19 protein-coding genes and 1 pseudogene are annotated in these 18,159 nt (G+C 43.3%); 10 read left to right on the plus strand and 10 right to left on the minus strand.

Features of this window, described 5'->3' with window-relative positions; all coding sequences use genetic code 11:
• The coding region (locus CIK04_RS13170; RefSeq protein ID WP_142994993.1) for a helix-turn-helix domain-containing protein at positions 1-180 on the minus strand (180 nt) is incomplete at its 3' end.
• 255 nt (positions 181-435) lie between these two features.
• On the opposite strand from CIK04_RS13170, the gene CIK04_RS13175 reads away from it, so the two are divergent.
• The gene (locus tag CIK04_RS13175; protein WP_026050325.1) at positions 436-804 is read left to right on the plus strand and encodes a VOC family protein; all 369 of its coding nucleotides are present in this window, start codon (positions 436-438) and stop codon (positions 802-804) included.
• Positions 805-1,027: 223 nt separating this feature from the next.
• Here CIK04_RS13175 and CIK04_RS33305 read toward each other — a convergent pair.
• The 3 genes and pseudogenes from CIK04_RS33305 to CIK04_RS33315 all read right to left on the minus strand — a co-directional run.
• Positions 1,028-1,324: pseudogene (locus tag CIK04_RS33305) on the minus strand (IS3 family transposase); the annotation flags it as partial.
• A 247-nt stretch (positions 1,325-1,571) separates the two neighbouring features.
• Entirely contained in the window at positions 1,572-2,396 is an 825-nt protein-coding gene (locus CIK04_RS33310; RefSeq protein ID WP_232708655.1) for a hypothetical protein, read from the minus strand.
• A gap of 164 nt (positions 2,397-2,560) precedes the next feature.
• Positions 2,561-3,640, minus strand: a complete 1,080-nt coding sequence (locus CIK04_RS33315; RefSeq protein ID WP_232708654.1) for a hypothetical protein — start codon at positions 3,638-3,640, stop codon at positions 2,561-2,563.
• 1,184 nt (positions 3,641-4,824) lie between these two features.
• Between CIK04_RS33315 and CIK04_RS13190 the strand changes: the two genes are divergently transcribed.
• Positions 4,825-5,394 carry a hypothetical protein gene (locus tag CIK04_RS13190; RefSeq protein ID WP_232708656.1) on the plus strand — a complete coding sequence of 190 codons (570 nt, stop codon included), beginning with the start codon at positions 4,825-4,827 and terminating at the stop codon, positions 5,392-5,394.
• Positions 5,395-5,410: 16 nt separating this feature from the next.
• Positions 5,411-6,034: a TrbC/VirB2 family protein gene (locus CIK04_RS13195; RefSeq protein ID WP_097352730.1), complete on the plus strand. Its 624-nt coding sequence runs from the start codon at positions 5,411-5,413 to the stop codon at positions 6,032-6,034.
• Between the two features lie 99 nt (positions 6,035-6,133).
• Here the strand turns inward: CIK04_RS13195 and CIK04_RS13200 are convergent, their stop codons facing one another.
• The gene (locus CIK04_RS13200; RefSeq protein WP_097352729.1) at positions 6,134-7,504 is read right to left on the minus strand and encodes an MATE family efflux transporter; all 1,371 of its coding nucleotides are present in this window, start codon (positions 7,502-7,504) and stop codon (positions 6,134-6,136) included.
• A 235-nt stretch (positions 7,505-7,739) separates the two neighbouring features.
• On the opposite strand from CIK04_RS13200, the gene CIK04_RS13205 reads away from it, so the two are divergent.
• Positions 7,740-8,360, plus strand: coding sequence for a riboflavin synthase subunit alpha (locus CIK04_RS13205; protein WP_097352728.1), 621 nt, complete (start codon positions 7,740-7,742; stop codon positions 8,358-8,360).
• A 27-nt stretch (positions 8,361-8,387) separates the two neighbouring features.
• Here CIK04_RS13205 and CIK04_RS13210 read toward each other — a convergent pair whose 3' ends face one another.
• Together CIK04_RS13210 and CIK04_RS13215 are read right to left on the minus strand one after the other, a co-directional pair.
• Complete coding sequence (locus tag CIK04_RS13210; RefSeq protein ID WP_011080411.1) at positions 8,388-8,591, minus strand: CPXCG motif-containing cysteine-rich protein; 204 nt, start codon at positions 8,589-8,591, stop codon at positions 8,388-8,390.
• 233 nt (positions 8,592-8,824) lie between these two features.
• Positions 8,825-9,691 (minus strand): fructosamine kinase family protein, encoded by an 867-nt coding sequence (locus CIK04_RS13215; protein ID WP_026130772.1) that lies wholly within the window; start codon positions 9,689-9,691, stop codon positions 8,825-8,827.
• Positions 9,692-9,918: 227 nt separating this feature from the next.
• Here CIK04_RS13215 and CIK04_RS13220 point away from each other — a divergent pair, with 227 nt between their 5' ends.
• The 3 genes from CIK04_RS13220 to CIK04_RS13230 all read left to right on the plus strand — a co-directional run bounded on the left by CIK04_RS13220 (position 9,919) and on the right by CIK04_RS13230 (position 12,345).
• On the plus strand, positions 9,919-10,884 hold the full coding sequence (locus CIK04_RS13220; RefSeq protein ID WP_038969485.1) for a response regulator: 966 nt from the start codon (positions 9,919-9,921) through the stop codon (positions 10,882-10,884).
• Complete coding sequence (locus CIK04_RS13225) at positions 10,881-11,843, plus strand: diguanylate cyclase (protein ID WP_038940858.1); 963 nt, start codon at positions 10,881-10,883, stop codon at positions 11,841-11,843. The genes CIK04_RS13220 and CIK04_RS13225 overlap by 4 nt, the downstream gene beginning before the upstream one ends.
• 157 nt (positions 11,844-12,000) lie before the next feature.
• The gene (locus CIK04_RS13230; protein ID WP_011080415.1) at positions 12,001-12,345 is read left to right on the plus strand and encodes a DUF3802 family protein; all 345 of its coding nucleotides are present in this window, start codon (positions 12,001-12,003) and stop codon (positions 12,343-12,345) included.
• Between the two features lie 50 nt (positions 12,346-12,395).
• On the opposite strand, the gene CIK04_RS13235 is transcribed toward CIK04_RS13230, so the two are convergent.
• On the minus strand, positions 12,396-12,863 hold the full coding sequence (locus tag CIK04_RS13235) for a C40 family peptidase (RefSeq protein ID WP_013571749.1): 468 nt from the start codon (positions 12,861-12,863) through the stop codon (positions 12,396-12,398).
• 105 nt (positions 12,864-12,968) lie between these two features.
• On the opposite strand from CIK04_RS13235, the gene CIK04_RS13240 reads away from it, so the two are divergent.
• Positions 12,969-14,996 (plus strand): methyl-accepting chemotaxis protein, encoded by a 2,028-nt coding sequence (locus CIK04_RS13240; protein WP_097352727.1) that lies wholly within the window; start codon positions 12,969-12,971, stop codon positions 14,994-14,996.
• Between the two features lie 26 nt (positions 14,997-15,022).
• Here CIK04_RS13240 and CIK04_RS13245 read toward each other — a convergent pair whose 3' ends face one another.
• Positions 15,023-15,829 (minus strand): sterol desaturase family protein, encoded by an 807-nt coding sequence (locus CIK04_RS13245; RefSeq protein WP_097352726.1) that lies wholly within the window; start codon positions 15,827-15,829, stop codon positions 15,023-15,025.
• Between the two features lie 117 nt (positions 15,830-15,946).
• Between CIK04_RS13245 and CIK04_RS13250 the strand changes: the two genes are divergently transcribed.
• Together CIK04_RS13250 and nagK are read left to right on the plus strand one after the other, a co-directional pair.
• Positions 15,947-16,702 (plus strand): tRNA-uridine aminocarboxypropyltransferase, encoded by a 756-nt coding sequence (locus CIK04_RS13250; RefSeq protein ID WP_176463334.1) that lies wholly within the window; start codon positions 15,947-15,949, stop codon positions 16,700-16,702.
• A 175-nt stretch (positions 16,703-16,877) separates the two neighbouring features.
• A complete protein-coding gene (nagK, locus tag CIK04_RS13255) occupies positions 16,878-17,789 on the plus strand; it encodes an N-acetylglucosamine kinase (protein ID WP_038940853.1) in 912 nt (303 codons plus the stop codon).
• Positions 17,790-17,884: 95 nt separating this feature from the next.
• Here nagK and CIK04_RS13260 read toward each other — a convergent pair whose 3' ends face one another.
• Complete coding sequence (locus CIK04_RS13260) at positions 17,885-18,151, minus strand: DUF2960 family protein (RefSeq protein WP_011080421.1); 267 nt, start codon at positions 18,149-18,151, stop codon at positions 17,885-17,887.
• Positions 18,152-18,159 lie beyond the last annotated feature (8 nt).

Below are 18,159 nucleotides of genomic sequence, written 5' to 3' on the forward strand. Positions count from 1 at the left end.
CCGTGGTTGATAAGAGTACCTATCGAAGAACTTGTTGTAACGACAATTGCGTTCAATTTCTCGATAGATAGTGGCTTTATGGCGCCCCAGTTGTTTAGCTATTTTAGCGGTACTAATTCCTTGCTTTCTGAGCGCAGAAATCATATACCTTTCGTTCTCAGTGAGGTGTGTGTATTTCATGTTTTTTACTTCTTGGCGGGAGCAAAGTTCATGATTATCGCACCTTACTGTTTTTATGTTCAGAGGTGTCGCACTTCGTACTTGAATCCAAGCCCCATAACAAAGCGTTTAAGTGGGATTTGGCACGCGTGGCATTTTCGGTTTGCGTTGGGTTCGGTGATTAAGTCGCTGTGCGGTAGCTTTTGTATTGTGTGCCTGCACCCCTTAACGCGGCGTTATATGCTTTCAAAATCTGTGAGTAAAAAGGAGCTTAAAATGATTCTAAATCACGTCTCAGTTGGTGTTTCAAATGTGGCATCTGCTGTGGCTTTTTACGATTCAGTTCTATCCGCATTATCGGTAAAGCGTTCGCATTACATTGAAAATGTGGCGGCTGCCTACGGTGAGAATTTTGAGTTTTGGGTAGGTTGTCCATGTGAAAATGGAGCTTCTTCTGGTAACGGAACTCACATCGCTTTCAATGCGCCAAGTAAAGAAGCTGTTGACCTGTTTTATGCTACTGCATTAGAGCTTGGAGGCTCGTGTGCAGGTAAGCCTGGCTTACGTCCAGAGTACGGTGAGACTTACTATGCGGCATTTGTCCGCGATGCTGATGGAAACAAAGTTGAAGCAGTCTTTATGTAGTTAAAACAACGCATATAACAAAGCGTTAAAGCGGGACTTAGCACGCGTGGCATTTTCAATTTGCGTTGGGTTTAGTGGTTACGGCACTATGCGGTAGCTTTTGTATTACGTGCCTGCGCCCCTTAACGCGGCGTTATGTTCAACTTATCTTTCGAACGTCATTGTTAGACATCCATGAAAACCTACGGCTCTTAATTACTCAACAAGTTAGTAAACTGATCAGTCCTTTGCTAGCGTCAACGGTTTCTTTGGCCTCGTTATCGAGTCTTGGTAAATCGCCTTTTGGCGATGCCTAATCCAGTAACAAAATCCACTCCGAAAACTCTGAACACTTTAGCAATCCAGATACTGCTAAAACTCAGCAGGTGTTCGAGGATCAATTCATAGAAAGTAACTTAGTTTTTTCGTGAAGTAGATGACGGCCTTTTACGATTTTGAGTTCCTGTGCTTGCTCCGCCTACTGATTTTTTAGCTTTGCTAACTCAACGGTAAACTCTTGCTCTCATTGCCCAATATTAGTGATTGTAATCATTTAACTCAGTGTCCAAACTGTTGGTGCGGTTGAAAATCTATACCGACAACTTTAGTGAACATGACTTTTACTCCTGATCCTAATGCTGTACCAGTCGTGCTGTACAGCAATGTTAGAAGGGCGGTGCGTCAATAACATCAAAGCGTGCCATAAATATGGTGGGCATACTACTTAAGGGACGTGATTCATATCAGGGAGCATGAAATACTGCCAGATTAAGTCTGGATTACTACAGCTAGCTAATCCAGGCATTTTCCGATTTAACTCGCCTCTTGTTATGGGATCTGCTACTAAGCCAATACATAATGAGTAGGAGCAACATCGTTAGACCAAACAATGCCATAAATGCATGATTGATGACTGTCTCCATCGCTTGGTTAGAGCGAATGCGGGGAGCTAAAATGAGCGTAAGTTGTCCTTCGTCGTTATTCACTGCCTTCAAGATAGTTGCATCAACGCGTTGATAAGCAACTTCAACCTGCATTTGGATTAACCTATTCAATGTCTCTATTTTAACATCGTCATGGACAGGATATGGATTTGTTCTCATCATGGCTATCTCTTGCAAATCAGCACTCGTTGGCCCCATCCACTGAATAGAAAGAATGTTTTGCTTTGGGGTTGGTAACTTCAATGAAGCATGATTGTTTCGCCATATTGTACTTCTCAGGTTATGTAATTTACCTTGATAATTTTTAAGGCTATCACTATTTTTAAGTAACTTTTCATTCGCAAACTCGCCACCTTGTAATGCTTCGTCCCAACAGTAGTCGCTACAGTGGCTTTTTGTTGCCTCTCGCCATAATACTGAAAACTCGTGTTTGAACGCTGAACAATCTGCAGCTAATGAATCTGTACTTCTAGTTGAGCTTCCTGTAGCTAATGTATTATCCGTTTTAACACCCTCACTCTTTGCATCAGTTGGGCAGTATTTCGCTAAATGATTAGCGATTTCCATTAAGCTCTTTACAGTAAATATCGCTAATTCACTTCGCCTATACATGACTAAATTATCGACTGAATACGACTTTTTCACTTCAAAAGCCAGCATCATCAACATGTAGTCTCCTTCTGAGACGTCGGGGGTATAATCTGGCTCATTGCTGATAAAATCTATATACTCTTCGACCAACTCAGTATTAGGAACCACTTGAAAGTCTTCATCCGTCAACGCATATTTAAATACGTTGCAATAGAGAAGAGCATTATCTTTTGAAAAGCTATCTAAACATAAACGGGGTTGATTGATAAATGATCGCCAACTTTTAAATCGCTCGATGCCCAATCTTGAAAGGTGTTAATTTGATAGGATGCGCTATTTTTAAGCATGGCAAAAGCCGCATCGCGCCATTCCAATTTTGTGTTGAAAGCGATGATTAAACTAGCGCACAGTAATCCCACAGAAGCAGCAAGATATTGTGGTTTTCTTTTCGAAAAATCTCGTTCTGAAATTTCGTTTAAACCTATTCGCACAACGGCCGATTGATTCTGTTCAATTTCAAAGTATACATTTTTATTAATACTCACCGTATTTTGCCAATAGCTTGGCATCCAAGCCTTTTTTGTTTTCCCGTTTGGTTCAGTGAATGTCAACCAAGTTTTTCGATCAGAGCTCTCTAGAGACTCTATTTTGCCGAAATACCTCGTTATCACTATATTGCTGGGTTCATATTTTGGCTTTGTCTTTAAAAGAAGTATCAGTACTGCAATAACAGTTACCGTAAGCAGAACTACTGGAGCAAGCCATATAGGTTCAATAGCAATATCAATCTTGTTGATGTACGTAAAAATACTCGCAGCCACTACTATAATTAGCGGTACGGGAAAATTGTAAAAGGGAGGTGATAGATACAAAACTTCTGTTTGGGTGGCGGGTCGTTTAGACTTTAACACGGTTTGAGGGGCAGTGTGCGTTGCTGGCCCCATACCTTGCTCTACAGGTTGTGTTGTGCTTGGCGCATATGCTTCAGCACCCTTAGAGAAGAGTGATGGCGCATTTGCAAGAGTATTATTGATTTCATCGACAATATAGTAATCGTTAAGACGAAGGACTAGAATTGTCTCGGCAACCACAACGACTTCAGCAAGTTGATCCTCAGTATCAAGGAAGTATATCGCTTTATCGGATATTGCTACCGGATAATCTGCCAAAGCGAGGAATTTCGTTTTTCCTTCATCATCTGGAATTACATGCACCTCAAAAGGTTCAGTGATGTAATAAACCTCAGAATATCCGACATCAAAGCCATATAACTCTGAGAGGGCGGAACGCTCTTCTTCAGAAAGGTTTGCATCACGCTTCACACTTAGCAACTTAGTCCGACGCTCTTTTAAGGCTGCTTCTTTATCACTACTACTATTGAATAGTGTATTGATTAAGCTAAAAACAAGAAATATTTTTATTATGATGGCAAGTTCATAGATGTAAATATAAAGTCCTTTTTATGTTGAGCATTTGTTGTCTTTATCAATTTTCAACCAATGATAGAAGCAAATACGCAATTTCCGTGTTAATCAACATCCATAAAATTACCCAAGATATCTCAATCCTAATAGAAAAGTGATCACATCTACGTTTCATATAGCTCATAATAGGATGAAAATAATTCCACCAATAAATATAACCGTAGCGTTTTAATTCACGTTAGAAAATATATTGATCATCATTGGTAATTGATGAGTTTGTTAATTTGGTTGGATGTGAAAATTCATCTGATCGACATTATCAAAGCAAATTCAACGAAAGGCCATATAAAAAATGTCGCAATTAAGAGACGGGTTGCGTAAAGTTTTATATCCTGCAATTGGTGCTTACTGCGGCTTTGTTTCTAAATTCGAGTTCAATTAAAAACGCGCCTAGCATGGCTAATTGTAAGGTGATTAGTTTCGTTCCAGATATACCTAGCCTCGTAAGCCCATCCAATGTTTTGAGCATGGAGTAGTTCTAGCCAACTTGGCCGTTGTCATTTCTTAATCTGGCAGAACATCACCGTCTCTGAAAGCGAACGTGTATGGTGGCCATACTTATTTTTCCTATGATTATTTGCACCATATAGCTGCTGGTGATCGACAGCTAAATTGCGAGGATGACCATGTTCCATAAGAGTTGTCACTTATCTCGATGGAATTCACTGTTTGGCTCGTTTAATGAGAATCGCTTCGGTTCACAACTTAGTGTCATACACACTATTCACTAGATATCTCTACGATTCTTTGTCGCGCCTGTTTGAACAATTTGGGGAGCACTTCACCGTGCTTACATTTGCGGCGATGATTTCAGACGTGCCGCACTTCCTACCTGAATCCAGCCCTTTGTGACAAATGGGGTGCTGTTGCAAATTTTAGACAAATTTCAAGTTCGCACATTCCTTATTCAAGCTTTTTCTAAAAAACACCATATGCAACTGTGTTTTCTTCGCTTTTATTAGAAATGCCTGCGCAAATAGGGTTAATTACCGGCAGTTAACCGATATAAGGAATGAGAAGTGATGAGCATGGTAAGGAATTACAAGCAAATGGCGATGTCATATTGTTTTATTACGCTTTGTATGTTGGCAATGAGCACCGGAGTTGGTGCTAAAGAATTAGAAGCAAAACAGGTATTAGCCGGTAAGTTAATTATTCAGGTGCCAACAGAATTGCAAACAATGCCTCAAGAGTTGATTGAAGTTAAGTTTCCAAACTCCAACCGACCCACCGACGTGTTGAGTGATTCGACAGGTGGTGTGACTCTTGCGTTTAATCATACTCAAAATGCACTTTCACCGAATCAAATCAGAGAAGCGCATGGTGTCATCTCTAATATGTTTAAGAATAGATATCCCTCAGCGACTTGGTTCAGAGATGAAGTCAGTACTCTAAACGGTCAAGAATTTATCATCATGGAGTTGATTACTCCGGCAATAGACACTCAAATTCACAACATCATTTATGGAACCTCCATAGACAACAGGCTTTTGTTTGTCGCGTTTAATACAACAGTAGAGCAATCTGAACAATGGTTGCCGATCGGCAAACAAATCATGGCCTCAATACAACTGTCCAATTCGTCATTGTGAGTGGAGTAGGGAAAACATGGATACAGCATTTAATGAGAAAACGCGGAAAAGCTCAATAATTCTAAAGGTCGTTGTGTTTGTATTTTGTGTGGTGGTTATCGGCCAGACGAGCGCAATCTACCTCCCCGCAATGAATGGAAAATTACCCAATTTATCTTCGCTCTTAGGAACTGTGGTTTGTTATATTGCACTCTTCAGTACGGGAGCCATGTTAATAAAGAGAAGTGAAGTTTGGTTCGGACTGCTTGGTATGATCGTTGGCGCTGTGGTTTTCTTTGGCGCGAGTTTTTTGGCAAGTTACGTTACTGCGAAAGATCGTGCTATCGATAGATCGGTGGTGGAAAGAAACAAAACTTTGCCAATGATGCTGGATGAATACACTCAACTGGATAAGATCTCGGTGAATCACGAGAGCAAAGGGTACAATTTGCATTTATCACTGATTGGACACTCAAAAATGGATATTGATGTCGAGGTGTTGAATGAAGTCTTTGACGTCGACATCAAACCGACTACCTGCACGAATGAGCAGTTAAGAATGCTTTTTGAGCTGGGCTATAGTATTAATTATCTCTATTTGGACAAGAACCAAGAACGTATTAACTACTATAATATTAGGCCAGAAGACTGTGGCATTTAAGAGTCTAAAATCTTGAGATAAAAATAAAGCGCGATAGAAAAGTCGCGCTTTATTTCGTCGATTTGTTGAATCTTGTCGACTGAAAGCGAGGGCTAGTAGCTATCTCGCTTCATAATTCAACTGAATTTCATCATTTTGGCGGTGAAGCCAGTGTAGGCGAACTCCCAACATAACGGCCGCGGAAGATAAACCGACGATGAATCCTACCCAGAAGCCTTGTGCCCCCATAGGTTCAACAATCCAATCGGTAAGACCAAGAACATACCCAGTAGGTAGACCAAGTAACCAATAGGCGATAAATGTTCGGTTGAATATTGCTCGCATGTCTTTATAACCACGTAGCGCACCAGCCGCGATAACTTGTATCGCATCGGTACATTGATAAATAGCGGCAAAGATCAACAACTGCATTGCTAAGGTGATAACTACTCGGTTGTCGGTATAGAGGAGAGCAATTTGTTCTCTCAGAACAACCGTCAGTAAAGCGGTAAACACGGCGGTTGAAAGACCAACTAAGATACCAACATGAGAAGCAATGCGTGCGCCTTCTGTCGATTTCTCACCTAGCATATGCCCGACACGGATACTGGTCGCTGCGCCAATACTCATAGGTAACATGAACACCAATGAAGAAAAGTTAATGGCAACTTGGTGTGCGGCAACGACAGTAGAACCTAATGGTGCAACCAACAAAGCGACGACCGCGAACAGAGTTACTTCAAAGAAAAGTGCGGCAGCAACCGGAAACCCAAGTTTAAATAGCTTAACTTGCGCTTTTAGCTGAGGTGGATGAAACGTAGTAAACAATTGAATCTGCCTTAGTCTCTGTGACGTTGTCACATAAAGCAGTAGAAACAAAAACATAATCCAATACACAATGGCGGTAGCAACGCCACAACCTACACCACCAAGGGCTGGCGCACCCAATTTACCGTAAACGAACATCCAGTTCAGTGGAATGTTCAATAGTAAGCCGATGAAACCGATCACCATGGCAGGTTTTGTTAAAGACAAGCCATCAGTCAAACTGCGTAGTGTTTGAAACAATAGAAAAGCAGGTACAGCAAACATCACAGCGTGTATATAGCCAATGGTTTTGGTTGCCATTACCGCATCGACATTCATGTAACCGAGTATCGACTGAGTTTGAAACAAAACGGCAATGATAGGGATACTGATCAATAGGGCCATAACAGCGCCTTGCTGAATTTCAAACGGAACTTGCTCTCTATTGCCAGCCCCATTGAGCTGAGCAATAACAGGGACCAGAGCCATCAATAGTCCAATACCAAACAAAATTGAAGGCAGCCAGATACTTGCAGCGACTGAAACTGCAGCCATGTCTGTTGCACTGACGCCCCCCGCCATCACGGTGTCCACGAACCCCATACCGGTTTGAGCAACAGATGCAATCAAAACTGGTGTGGCGAGCTTAATCAAACTAGAAGCTTCTTTTTTATAGCGATGCACGTTAACTCCAATGTTTAAGAAAAAGATAAATATGCTAAGCGTGCGACGCACGTTGGGACGTTTTCGATCGGCAAAGGCCACAAAAGTGGTTTATAAGGCGCTAAAAAACAGTAGTTGCACAACCTAAACTAAGGGGGCAGTATGGAAATCCGACGGTGCATGGCGCTTAAGGCATATTCCACCGTGATAATAATGGAATCTCATATTTCAGGCTACAGAAAAGAAGGTCACTTAGATGTTTACAGGCATAGTACAAGGTACGGCAGAGGTTATTATCATTGAGGCAAAAGAGTCACTCCAAACTCATACCATTCGATTATGTGGCGAGATGCTTAGTGGCTTGGCCATTGGTGCTTCAGTGGCTCATAATGGATGCTGCTTGACGGTGACAAAGATAGCCGATGAGCTTGTCAGCTTTGACTTAATGCAAGCAACACTCCAATTAACCAACTTAGGAGCGCTTCGTGTTGGCGATCGAGTCAACATCGAGAGAGCGGCTAAGTTTGGGGATGAAATCGGTGGTCACTCAATGTCGGGCCACATCAGTACTACGGCAACGATCGATCAGATCATTGATACACCAAATAACAGAACCATTTGGTTCAAACTGCCTTACGATGATGCGATGAAATACATATTGGCGAAGGGCTACATAGGCGTAGATGGATGCTCGTTAACGATTGGGGAAGTCGAAGCAGATCGTTTTAGTGTGCATCTCATTCCGGAGACATTAAATCGAACTCTGTTTGGTCAGCGTAACGTTGGGGAAAGTGTAAATATCGAGTTTGATCCGCAAACCCAAGCGATTGTTGACACTGTTGAACGTGTACTTTTGTCAAAAGGTGTCGTTGCTTAAGCGACACCAATCCACCAGCCCATGTAACTAGAAGACTTGCTCGTCGTCGGCATCGACGATGAGATTAATGGTGTCGTGCAGTTCATCCACCATCATGTTTAAATGAATGGCATGACAACATGCAGGGCAGTCATCATAAAACTCCTGGTCGCCATTGCTGGCGTCTAGAGTAATTCCGATTTTATGGCCGCAGTGTGGGCACGCAAATTTCTTCTCAGTGTAGTTACGCATACATCTTATTCCTTACGTCTAACCTGTCTAACTTAGGGAGCTACGCTTTAGATTTAGTGCTTCCTATACCACGACATACCAAGCTTGGGTGTTCGTTTTCATAGTAGGCAGAGAAGTTGCTATTTGGGCCGAATTAAGTACGAAACTTGACTATTAACTCAATATTGAAACGCTTTCTTAGAGTTGATAGTGATGTGCGTCGAAAATTGCATGACGCACATCTAAAAATAACGTTAGTAGGAAAGAATTTTGTCGATCGATTTTTGCGCCTGCTCTAAATAGTGGCCGCCAAATTGGTTACAGTGATTGAGAATATGATAAAGATTGTAGATCTCTTTGCGCTGAGTATAACCGAAAGGAAGTGGTGCAATATCTTCGTAGCCACAATAAAACTCAGCGCTAAATCCACCAAAAAGTTCCGTCATCGCAATGTCACATTCTCGATCTCCCCAGTAACAGGCTGGGTCATAACAAATAGGCCCAAAGGCAGATAAAGCCACATTACCATGCCACAAATCGCCGTGAATGAGAGAGGGGCGGGGATTGTGGTTAAGTAACTGCCGAGCAACAACTTCAACAATCTCATCAATCACTCCGAATGTGACCCCTTTTTCTTTCAGAAGTTGCAATTGCCAGCCTATTCGTTGCTCTGAGAAAAAGGTAGACCACTTCTTATGCCACGCATTGGGTTGCAAAGTCGCACCTAAGTAGTTGTCTTGATCACAGCCATACTCTTTCTGTTCGCCCCAAAGATGAAGATACGCTAATTGTTGGCCAAATTTATAGCTGTTTTCGGGGTCTTCAAGGGGCTTTGTAGGGAGGAAATTAAGGATGATAAATGCGTTGGATTTGGTATTACCAATCAAAACCAACTCTGGTAGGGTGACGCTGTCGGTTTGGCGAAGCAAACGAAGGTTTTCCGCTTCAACCTGGAACTTACTTAAAAAGTCTTTTGAGTTGATCTTAACAAAATAGCGCTGCTCACCATCGCTGATCATATAGCATTCGTTGATGTCGCCACCAGACAAATGCACTTTTTCAACGATATCGTAGGAAAACATTAAGGTTTCAGAAAGCTGTTGAGAAATGGCCTGCCACATAGTCGTCCTCTCTTTTTGATCACCGCACATCTAATAGTTTAATTCATAACTCAATTTCGGATTTGGTTAACTGACAAACTTTTCAAACATTGTGATTATTTTGATTCGCGAATTAACACAACTGTGAATCGAGTCGCTTAGTCATTGCTAATTTAGTGGCTTCGGCACTAGAGCATTTATTATTCGACAAGTATCATTCAGTTTTTGATGTTGGTTCCAATAGTGGTATGAAAATCCTAATCTGTGACGATTCGGCAGTAGCCAGAAAATCAATCAGTCGCTCCATTGTATGCGACAGAGCGATTCATCTAATCGAAGCTCGAGATGGCTACGAAGCTTTGCAGATCATGATGGAGCAAAATATCGATCTTTTGTTTCTTGATCTCACGATGCCAATCATGGATGGATTCGAGTTACTCGCTTCGCTCCCTGTCAGCCAACATCACACTGATGTCATTGTCATTTCGGGAGATGTTCAAGCCGAAGCGAAACAACGTTGCCTTGAGTTAGGTGCGTTCGCGTTTGTATCTAAACCGTTTTCCAAAAGAGAAATAGAACCGTTCTTTAGCCAGTTTGGCTTGCAATACGCCGACCCACATTCAAAACCAGAACTTTCCGCCGATCCTAAACTCACCTCATTTTCGAAATTTAAAGAGATCACCAACATTGCACTTGGCAAAGGGGCCGCCATTATGGCCGATCACCTTAACGAGTTTATTCAACTGCCTGTGCCGAATGTTGGCCCGCTGACCTATGGTGAACTTTACATGACCATGGTGGACGTGATTAAACGAGAGGGTGCCGTTGCGGTTTCACAGCGTTTTGTCGGTGGTGGTATCCATGGCGAGGCACTAGTTTGTTTATGGGGACGCGATATTGATGTGATTGGCCAAAAGTTGGGTTATCACCAAGACTTTACCACTCACAACGAGATCATCCTTAACGTCTCTAACTTACTCGTGTCGTCTTTTTTGACCTCACTTGGTAGCCAACTCGACAAGCAATTTTCGTTACGACAGCCGGCCATTATCGATAGTTTTTCAGCCATAGGAGACAGCGACAAAGAGTCTCAAGAGCTTTTTACGGTCGAATACACCTATTTTGCTGAATCACTGGATTTCGAATGTGAAGTTTTATTTCTCATTGATAAACCTTCCGTTGGTATTATCTACGAAATTATGGAGTCACTATGAACTCTGATCTGACGTTAAATATCGCCGATTTTCACTGGGTGACGCAGATACTCGATACTATGGACTCTGGGTTGGTGGTGATTGACCGCTCTTACAACGTCTGCGTTTGGAACAGCTTTATGCAATCCTATAGTGGCGTTATGTCTCAGACAATCTTGGGTAAGAATCTCTTTGAGTTTTTTTCTGATTTACCGCGCACTTGGTTAGAAACTAAGGTTAATACCGCCGCAATATTGGAAACTCGCTCTTTCTCGAGTTGGGAAAACCGCCCTTATCTTTTCAAGTTTCACAACTTTTCACCTGTTTCCAATGGCAGTACCTACATGTATCAGGATATTGTCATTACACCATTGCGCTCACTGTATGGTGACGTTAGTCATGTCGCCATTCAAATCAATGATGTCTCTGAAATTGCACGCAGTAAAACGCATTTGAAAGAAACCAATCACCATTTATCTGAAATCAGCCGTCGCGATGGCTTAACAGGGCTGTTTAACCGCGCCTTTTGGGAGCAATCGCTCAAAGAAGAGTTTTCTCGGATGCAGTTCTTGGACACGCCGAGTTCTTTGGTCATTTTTGATATTGACCACTTTAAAAAAGTCAACGACACCTATGGGCATCACGCCGGTGATGAGGTAATACGTAGGACCGCGTCTTTACTGAAGAAAACCGCGAGAAACAGTGATCTGTGTGGTCGATTTGGTGGCGAAGAGTTTACGGTTTTGCTGCCTCATACCAGCGCAGATCAGGCGCGTTATTTTTCAGAGCGGTTACGAAAACGTATTGAACAAGAAATTGTTTGCGTGGAAAAATTTGCGATTAATTACACCATCAGTTTGGGTGTCTGTGAATTTGATGCAAAATTTACCTCTCATACGGAGTGGCTAAAAGCAGCAGACAGTGCGTTATATCACTCAAAAGAAGGCGGCAGGAACCAAACGACCGTTCATGAAGAGTGATCTTTGTTCGCTTTTGGTGCAAAGTCCGCCATATAGTCAAATTCTGGCAATTATAATTGATTAAATGGATGAAATTTTCTCGACATGGCTTAGTATTAACAGAGAGAAAAAAGATGTAAGCTTACACAGTAAGTAAGCATTCAGACGGAGAAAAAGAGTGGTTGTTGAAACCGATGGATACTTAGCTCTTATTGAGCACCTTGCCTTAAATCTTGATGTATTCGCGTCTGACGTTGGCGATACGGGCACAGAAACCATTGAAGATGTGGTGACAGACATGATCGCCTCAAACATCATGGCGATTTTTGAACAGAACCCAGAGCTGCATTCTAGCGTTCGCTTCAAACTGTTAAAAGAAGCGGATTCAGTAGCGGAAGATCTAGGAGAAGTTCTGGCTGGGGTATGGCTCAAAAAAGCCACTAATGAGCAGATTAATTTTTTAGATGAGTATATTGCTTTAGTAAAAAATCTGTTCGATACCGCTGTAGCAAAATACGACTAAGCCGCAATATTCGCTGATTTGTTTTTAGTCCGCAGTATTCATAAGAAGGGTTACATTGTAACCCTTCTTATTTGCCAAAATTTACTCGCCCAATATGGATTATCGGTTCGCGATATGATGACTCCTTTTGAAGTTGACGCATGCATGAACTGCTGGTGGTTAAGATAGATCCCCACGTGATAATCGGATTTCGTTGTTTTGAAGAACAGCAGATCGCCTTGTTGCCTCTCTTCCCAACGTATTGGCTGGGAAGCATTAAACTGTGCCAATGTCGTCCTTGGTAGTGCTCGTTGATAGGCGTGGAGAAACGCTTGTTGTACAAAAGCAGAGCAATCAATCCCTTCTTTCGTATTCCCACCAAACTGATAGGGCGTGCCATACCATTCGCCGTAGAAGGTTTTTAACTCTCGGTTTTGTTCCCAAAGTGCTGCTGATGTTTCTGGGGCTTTAGGGCTTTGGCTACAGCCACTCAGCAACGCAAAAATGGATATAATAATGAATCGGTTACATTGAGCCACTTGTCATCTCGCTGTCTTATATTTGTCACGTAAGCGTCACAGCCATCTCATAGACTCACCCCCAATCACATACTGATTTCTGTGAATGGATTTGCTGGTTTGTCTATGTCTTTCAATAAACGCTACTCTTTGTCGCTGATCCAAATGATCAGTGGTTTGTTCATTACTTTCCTTCTGTTTGTTATTGCATTGTCGTCATCGAGTTACCGTGGTGTCAATCAAATCGGTGTACAGTTTGATACCTTATCAGAGCAAGCTCTCCCTTTAGCACTCAATAATGCCAAACTTACCCAAAATATTCTCGAGCAAATAAAGTTACTCAATTACAGCTCGACACTGAAAAGCGCCACTGAACTAGATGCGACGCGAGCTAGGATTGTGCAGCTGAATGACACCATCGCTTTGTTGATCGCTCAAGTGACGGAAATGGGTGAACGATTTGAACATGTCGTCACTCAAGATGAAAAAAACATCTTGCTTGAGAATGCTAACCGCCTTCAACAACTTAGTGATCGCGTCATTAAGTCTCAAGTGAAGACGATCAGTGAACAAGAGGAGCTTGATAAAAGCATCTCCACCTTTCGTTACGGGTTAAGTTCGATTGGCCCTGAAATGACACGTATCAGCTCTTTTCTCGCCATCGATAATCCTGAGTCACAAGATGCCTCTAACCGCTTTAGTGCAGGGGCAAGTTCCATGGAAAGTACGTTCTTGATGTTGCTGATGCAACAAGATCTGACGGGTGCAGAGAAAGAATACCAAGAAATGAAAAACCGCATCGCCGGTATAGAACTAGCGTTTGACGACTTTAAAGATTGGCACCCTGATGTCATGGAGTTTAGCAGTCTTAGTGCGCCCTATAACATCGTGCTGGATGGCTTCAAACCAAATGGCTTGCTTTCTTTAGTAATGACTAGGGTAGAACGCCAACAAGCCCAGCAGTTCGATATCCAGAAGGCAACCGTGTTGTCTAATAACACGCTCAGTTTGCTCAATGAGATTTCCGCCTCTTCAATGGCACTCATCGACGATAGTGAACAGATTGTCCACCAAACGATCGAACGACTGATTTCACTGCTTGTCATTGGCAGTGCAGTCGTCGCTATCGTCATTGTTGTCGCTGGAATTCGTTTCCGAGCATGGGTCAACAGCGGCTTACGCAATACACTCGGTGGTTTGTCCGCGATGGCCGATAACGACTACCGAAATGACATTGTGTCAGCTGGGCCAAGAGAGCTGAAAGAAATCAGCATGAAACTCAATCAAGTGATTGCCTCGACACGATCATCGCTGAGTATCGTGACCAACAATTGTGAATCGCTCTATCAAAGTGCAGAAACCAGCCATTACGCCGCTGAACACTCGAGTGTAAGTTTAGCCAATCAAAACGACTCCCTAGCCACCATTGCGACTACCGTCGCGCAGTTGGAAGCCTCTATCGACAGCATCGCACAAATGACGTCGGCATCAAGCTATGATGCAAACGAAGCGGCGCAAAGTACAACGCATGGTGTCGATGTGGTCGAAGAGAGTTTAGCGCGATTGGAATCGCTGCGATTGTCGCTCAATGTTAACGAAGAAGCGATGAGTGAGCTTGATCAGCGGGTGGATGCGATACGCGAGATGGTCGACATGATCAGTGGCATTGCAGCCAATACCAATCTGCTTGCTTTGAATGCGGCGATTGAAGCTGCGAGAGCGGGCGAGCAGGGCAGAGGCTTTGCCGTTGTGGCTGATGAAGTGCGAAAACTTGCCTCCGATACTTCAAAGCAAACCAGGAATATTAGCGAAATGATCAATGAACTGACGTTAGCGGCGGATAAGAGTCGCCATGCGGTTGAAGATTCGCGTAAAGGGATGTCACAAGCGCTGCTTTCAAGCGGTGAGGTTCGATGTGCGTTCTCAGATATTGAACGGGTGGTGCAACAGATCCGAGCAAGAGTTGAACAAATTACCCATGCCACTCAAGAGCAGCAGAGAGCAACCGTCGATGTGACTCGTGCAATTGCCCATATCTCTGACCAAGGTGAGCAAACCCGTGCGCAGCTGGAGGCGATGGTGGAGAGTTCACAACAAGTATCGAACATCGCTGCCAAACAACAAGAGATGCTGCACAGCTACCAACTTACGTGACGTGCCACCGCTCTTCTCTAGTGGATTCAGAAATGGTTTCTAAACGGCTGGGTGAGCATCTTATCCAGCCGTTGTTCATCAGGATTGCGAATCTCTGGAATGCCAATAACAACACCTTCATGACCCGCTTTAGGTTGTGCGCGATAGGTGCGAAAACAACGGTCCCATACCGATAGAAAAAAACCGAAATTGGAGTGGGTCTCTTTCACCTCCGTCGAGTGATGCACTCGGTGCATATCTGGAGTCACAATCCACTTTCTTAACCAATGATCTACGGTCAAAGGCAGCTTGGCGTTACTGTGATTAAACATCGCACTTACGTTGAGGATGATTTCAAACACCACCACCGCGAGAGGCGATACACCAAGTAAGCTGACAAACGTTATTTTGATCACCATGGAGAGCAAAATCTCTATTGGATGAAAACGAGTTCCTGTGGTGACATCAATATCCAAATCAGCGTGATGCATTCGATGTAATCGCCACAGCGGTTTTACGCGATGAAACAACAAATGCTGACAATAGATAATGAGATCCAACAGCAGCACCGACAATAGGATATTGACGATGTCATTCAAACCGAGCAGATGGAAAAGACCAAATTGATGCTGCAGGGCCAAGATTGCCGCTTGGAATGCGACGATTGGAAGCAACAACGCAACTAAAACACTATTAAGCAGCACAAGCGAGAGATTGTTCAGCCAGCGAAACGAACGTGAAACTGTCCATGGTTTACGTGGCAGTTTATTCTCCCACAGTAAACACAGCAGCAAGGTTCCAATAAAAAATCCCATGCGGATAAGAGACGGATCGGTCATGGCGGTTTGGTTCATGGAATTTCCCTACCTGGTTATTGATTCGGGTGACGGAGAGGGTAAGTCAGTGAGAGCTTGTCGTATAAGAGAACTGCCGATAAAATCGTGCACCCATTTTTATACTTGATACTCTTCATGCGCATTCACGCTTTTCATCGGTTATATCAATACCGTCAGTCAATCTCAACAAAACCTTTTCACGCTCGTGGATGCAACATTAAGCGGTGTGTCTATTGCCAAGTGGTTGAAACGCATTGCCTGTGCGAGTTCCAACCCGATATAGAGACCGATGTAGCCTGCATGTTGATTGTGTCGGACAACGAAGTGTTTAAACCGAGTAATACTGGGCGTCTGATTGCTGACACGGTAAAAGAAACCCATGTCTATCAATGGAATCGAACCGAGCCAGATCCCCAAATGCTGGCACTTCTTAATGATGCCAATTATCGACCAGTGATTGTCTTTCCCGCAGACTATGTCGATGATGCTTCACGTCTGATTGACATTGCCAAAGTCAGTCAGCAAACCCCAGCGAATGGTGACAAAGCGAAATGGCTGTTTGTGTTTCTCGATGGCAGTTGGCGTGAAGCGAGAAAAATCTTCCGACGTTCTGAATTTTTACAGTCTCTCCCTGTACTGTCTGTTTCTCCAGATCATGTCTCAGAATACCTCATGCGCCGCTCAGAGAATGAACAGCATTTGTCGACAGTGGAAGTGGCATCCTTGGTCTTGCAGCAAGTTGGTCAACAAGAGGCTGCAGATTGCCTACAAGCGTGGTTTCAAACGTTTAGAGAAAGTTATCTGCTCAGCAAAAGTCGTGGAAAAGGTGATGTCTCTCGCCCGGCCTTGCAACATTTCATCACCCATTACAAAAGCGAGAGTTCACTCTAAGCTTTGCTATTTGATTGCTGGCAACTTGCGCAAACAGACGTCATGAGCGGATAAATCCCGACTATGTCACGGTTTGCAGGCGTAGAGATATGGATAATGGCGCAAGTTTTCATAATTTATGCTTATTTTAGGGGCTCATTTTTGGCTCCATGCAGCAATTTCAGGAGAGAAATTCATGTATTACGGCTTTGATGTTGGTGGCACTAAAATCGAATTTGGTGCGTTTAACGAAAAACTAGAGCGCGTGGCAACAGAACGTGTTCCGACACCAACCAACGATTATCCGTTATTGTTAGAAACCATCGCAGGTCTTGTCGCAAAATACGACCAAGAGTTTGCTTGTGAAGGCAAAATTGGCCTTGGTTTACCAGGCATGGAAGATGCTGATGATGCAACGGTACTGACGGTTAACGTACCCGCGGCAAAAGGTAAGCCGTTACGTGCGGATCTGGAAGCCAAAATTGGTCGTAGCGTAAAAATTGAAAACGATGCGAACTGTTTTGCACTCTCTGAAGCATGGGATGAAGAATTGCAAGACGCGCCATCAGTGATGGGGTTGATCTTAGGTACGGGCTTTGGTGGCGGTTTGATCTACGAAGGCAAAGTCTTCTCAGGTCGCAATAACGTTGCTGGTGAGCTTGGTCACATGCGCTTGCCATTGGATGCGTGGTTCCATTTAGGCGACAACGCGCCGCTGCTAGGTTGTGGCTGTGGTAAAAAAGGCTGTCTAGACAGTTATCTTTCTGGCCGTGGTTTTGAACTGCTTTACGCGCATTACTACGGTGAAGAGAAGAAAGCCATCGACATCATCAAGGCCAACGCCGCGGGCGATGAGAAAGCCGTAGAGCATGTCGAGCGTTTTATGGAACTTCTTGCGATCTGTTTTGGTAACATCTTCACCGCGAATGACCCACACGTTGTTGCTCTCGGTGGTGGCTTGTCGAACTTTGAACTGATTTATGAAGAGATGCCAAAACGTGTGCCTAAGTATCTGCTTTCTGTCGCTAAGTGTCCGAAGATCATCAAAGCAAAACACGGCGATTCAGGCGGTGTACGTGGTGCAGCATTCTTGAACATCAAAGGCTAATTTGCTGCAAAACCCATTGATGAAAAAGGCTTGCAATCATGCAAGCCTTTTCTTTTAGACCCATTCCATCACGGGAAATTCGAAGCAGAAGCGAATTACTTATTCTTCTTACCTACGCCTAGGTTTTCTTTCTGTTTCATCGTGATCACGCCAAAGCCAAGCTTTTTAAAGTGATTATCGCGGTAGTTGCGCACGGCTTTCGTATCAGAAATCGCTTCAATTTGCTGTTCCATTTTCAGATAGTCGCGAATATCAATTCCTTCCGCTTCTGCAACCGCTTCATGAATATTACGGTGTTTTTCGTAAGAAAATGGCAAAGTTTTTTCAACACCCTTATAGGTGTAAATAATGGTACGAATCATGAAATCTC

The organism is Vibrio sp. 03_296, from assembly GCF_002265885.1.

What these genes read in the sequence shown, in the direction of transcription:
- CIK04_RS13175 (WP_026050325.1), top strand. Translation starts at nt 436, where the DNA reads ATGATTCTAAATCACGTCTCAGTTGGTGTTTCAAATGTGGCATCTGCT.
- CIK04_RS33310 (WP_232708655.1), bottom strand. Translation starts at nt 2,396, where the DNA reads ATGTTGATGATGCTGGCTTTTGAAGTGAAAAAGTCGTATTCAGTCGAT.
- CIK04_RS13190 (WP_232708656.1), top strand. Translation starts at nt 4,825, where the DNA reads ATGAGCATGGTAAGGAATTACAAGCAAATGGCGATGTCATATTGTTTT.
- CIK04_RS13195 (WP_097352730.1), top strand. Translation starts at nt 5,411, where the DNA reads ATGGATACAGCATTTAATGAGAAAACGCGGAAAAGCTCAATAATTCTA.
- CIK04_RS13205 (WP_097352728.1), top strand. Translation starts at nt 7,740, where the DNA reads ATGTTTACAGGCATAGTACAAGGTACGGCAGAGGTTATTATCATTGAG.
- CIK04_RS13210 (WP_011080411.1), bottom strand. Translation starts at nt 8,591, where the DNA reads ATGCGTAACTACACTGAGAAGAAATTTGCGTGCCCACACTGCGGCCAT.
- CIK04_RS13215 (WP_026130772.1), bottom strand. Translation starts at nt 9,691, where the DNA reads ATGTGGCAGGCCATTTCTCAACAGCTTTCTGAAACCTTAATGTTTTCC.
- CIK04_RS13220 (WP_038969485.1), top strand. Translation starts at nt 9,919, where the DNA reads ATGAAAATCCTAATCTGTGACGATTCGGCAGTAGCCAGAAAATCAATC.
- CIK04_RS13225 (WP_038940858.1), top strand. Translation starts at nt 10,881, where the DNA reads ATGAACTCTGATCTGACGTTAAATATCGCCGATTTTCACTGGGTGACG.
- CIK04_RS13240 (WP_097352727.1), top strand. Translation starts at nt 12,969, where the DNA reads ATGTCTTTCAATAAACGCTACTCTTTGTCGCTGATCCAAATGATCAGT.
- CIK04_RS13245 (WP_097352726.1), bottom strand. Translation starts at nt 15,829, where the DNA reads ATGAACCAAACCGCCATGACCGATCCGTCTCTTATCCGCATGGGATTT.
- CIK04_RS13250 (WP_176463334.1), top strand. Translation starts at nt 15,947, where the DNA reads ATGCGCATTCACGCTTTTCATCGGTTATATCAATACCGTCAGTCAATC.
- nagK (WP_038940853.1), top strand. Translation starts at nt 16,878, where the DNA reads ATGTATTACGGCTTTGATGTTGGTGGCACTAAAATCGAATTTGGTGCG.
- CIK04_RS13260 (WP_011080421.1), bottom strand. Translation starts at nt 18,151, where the DNA reads ATGATTCGTACCATTATTTACACCTATAAGGGTGTTGAAAAAACTTTG.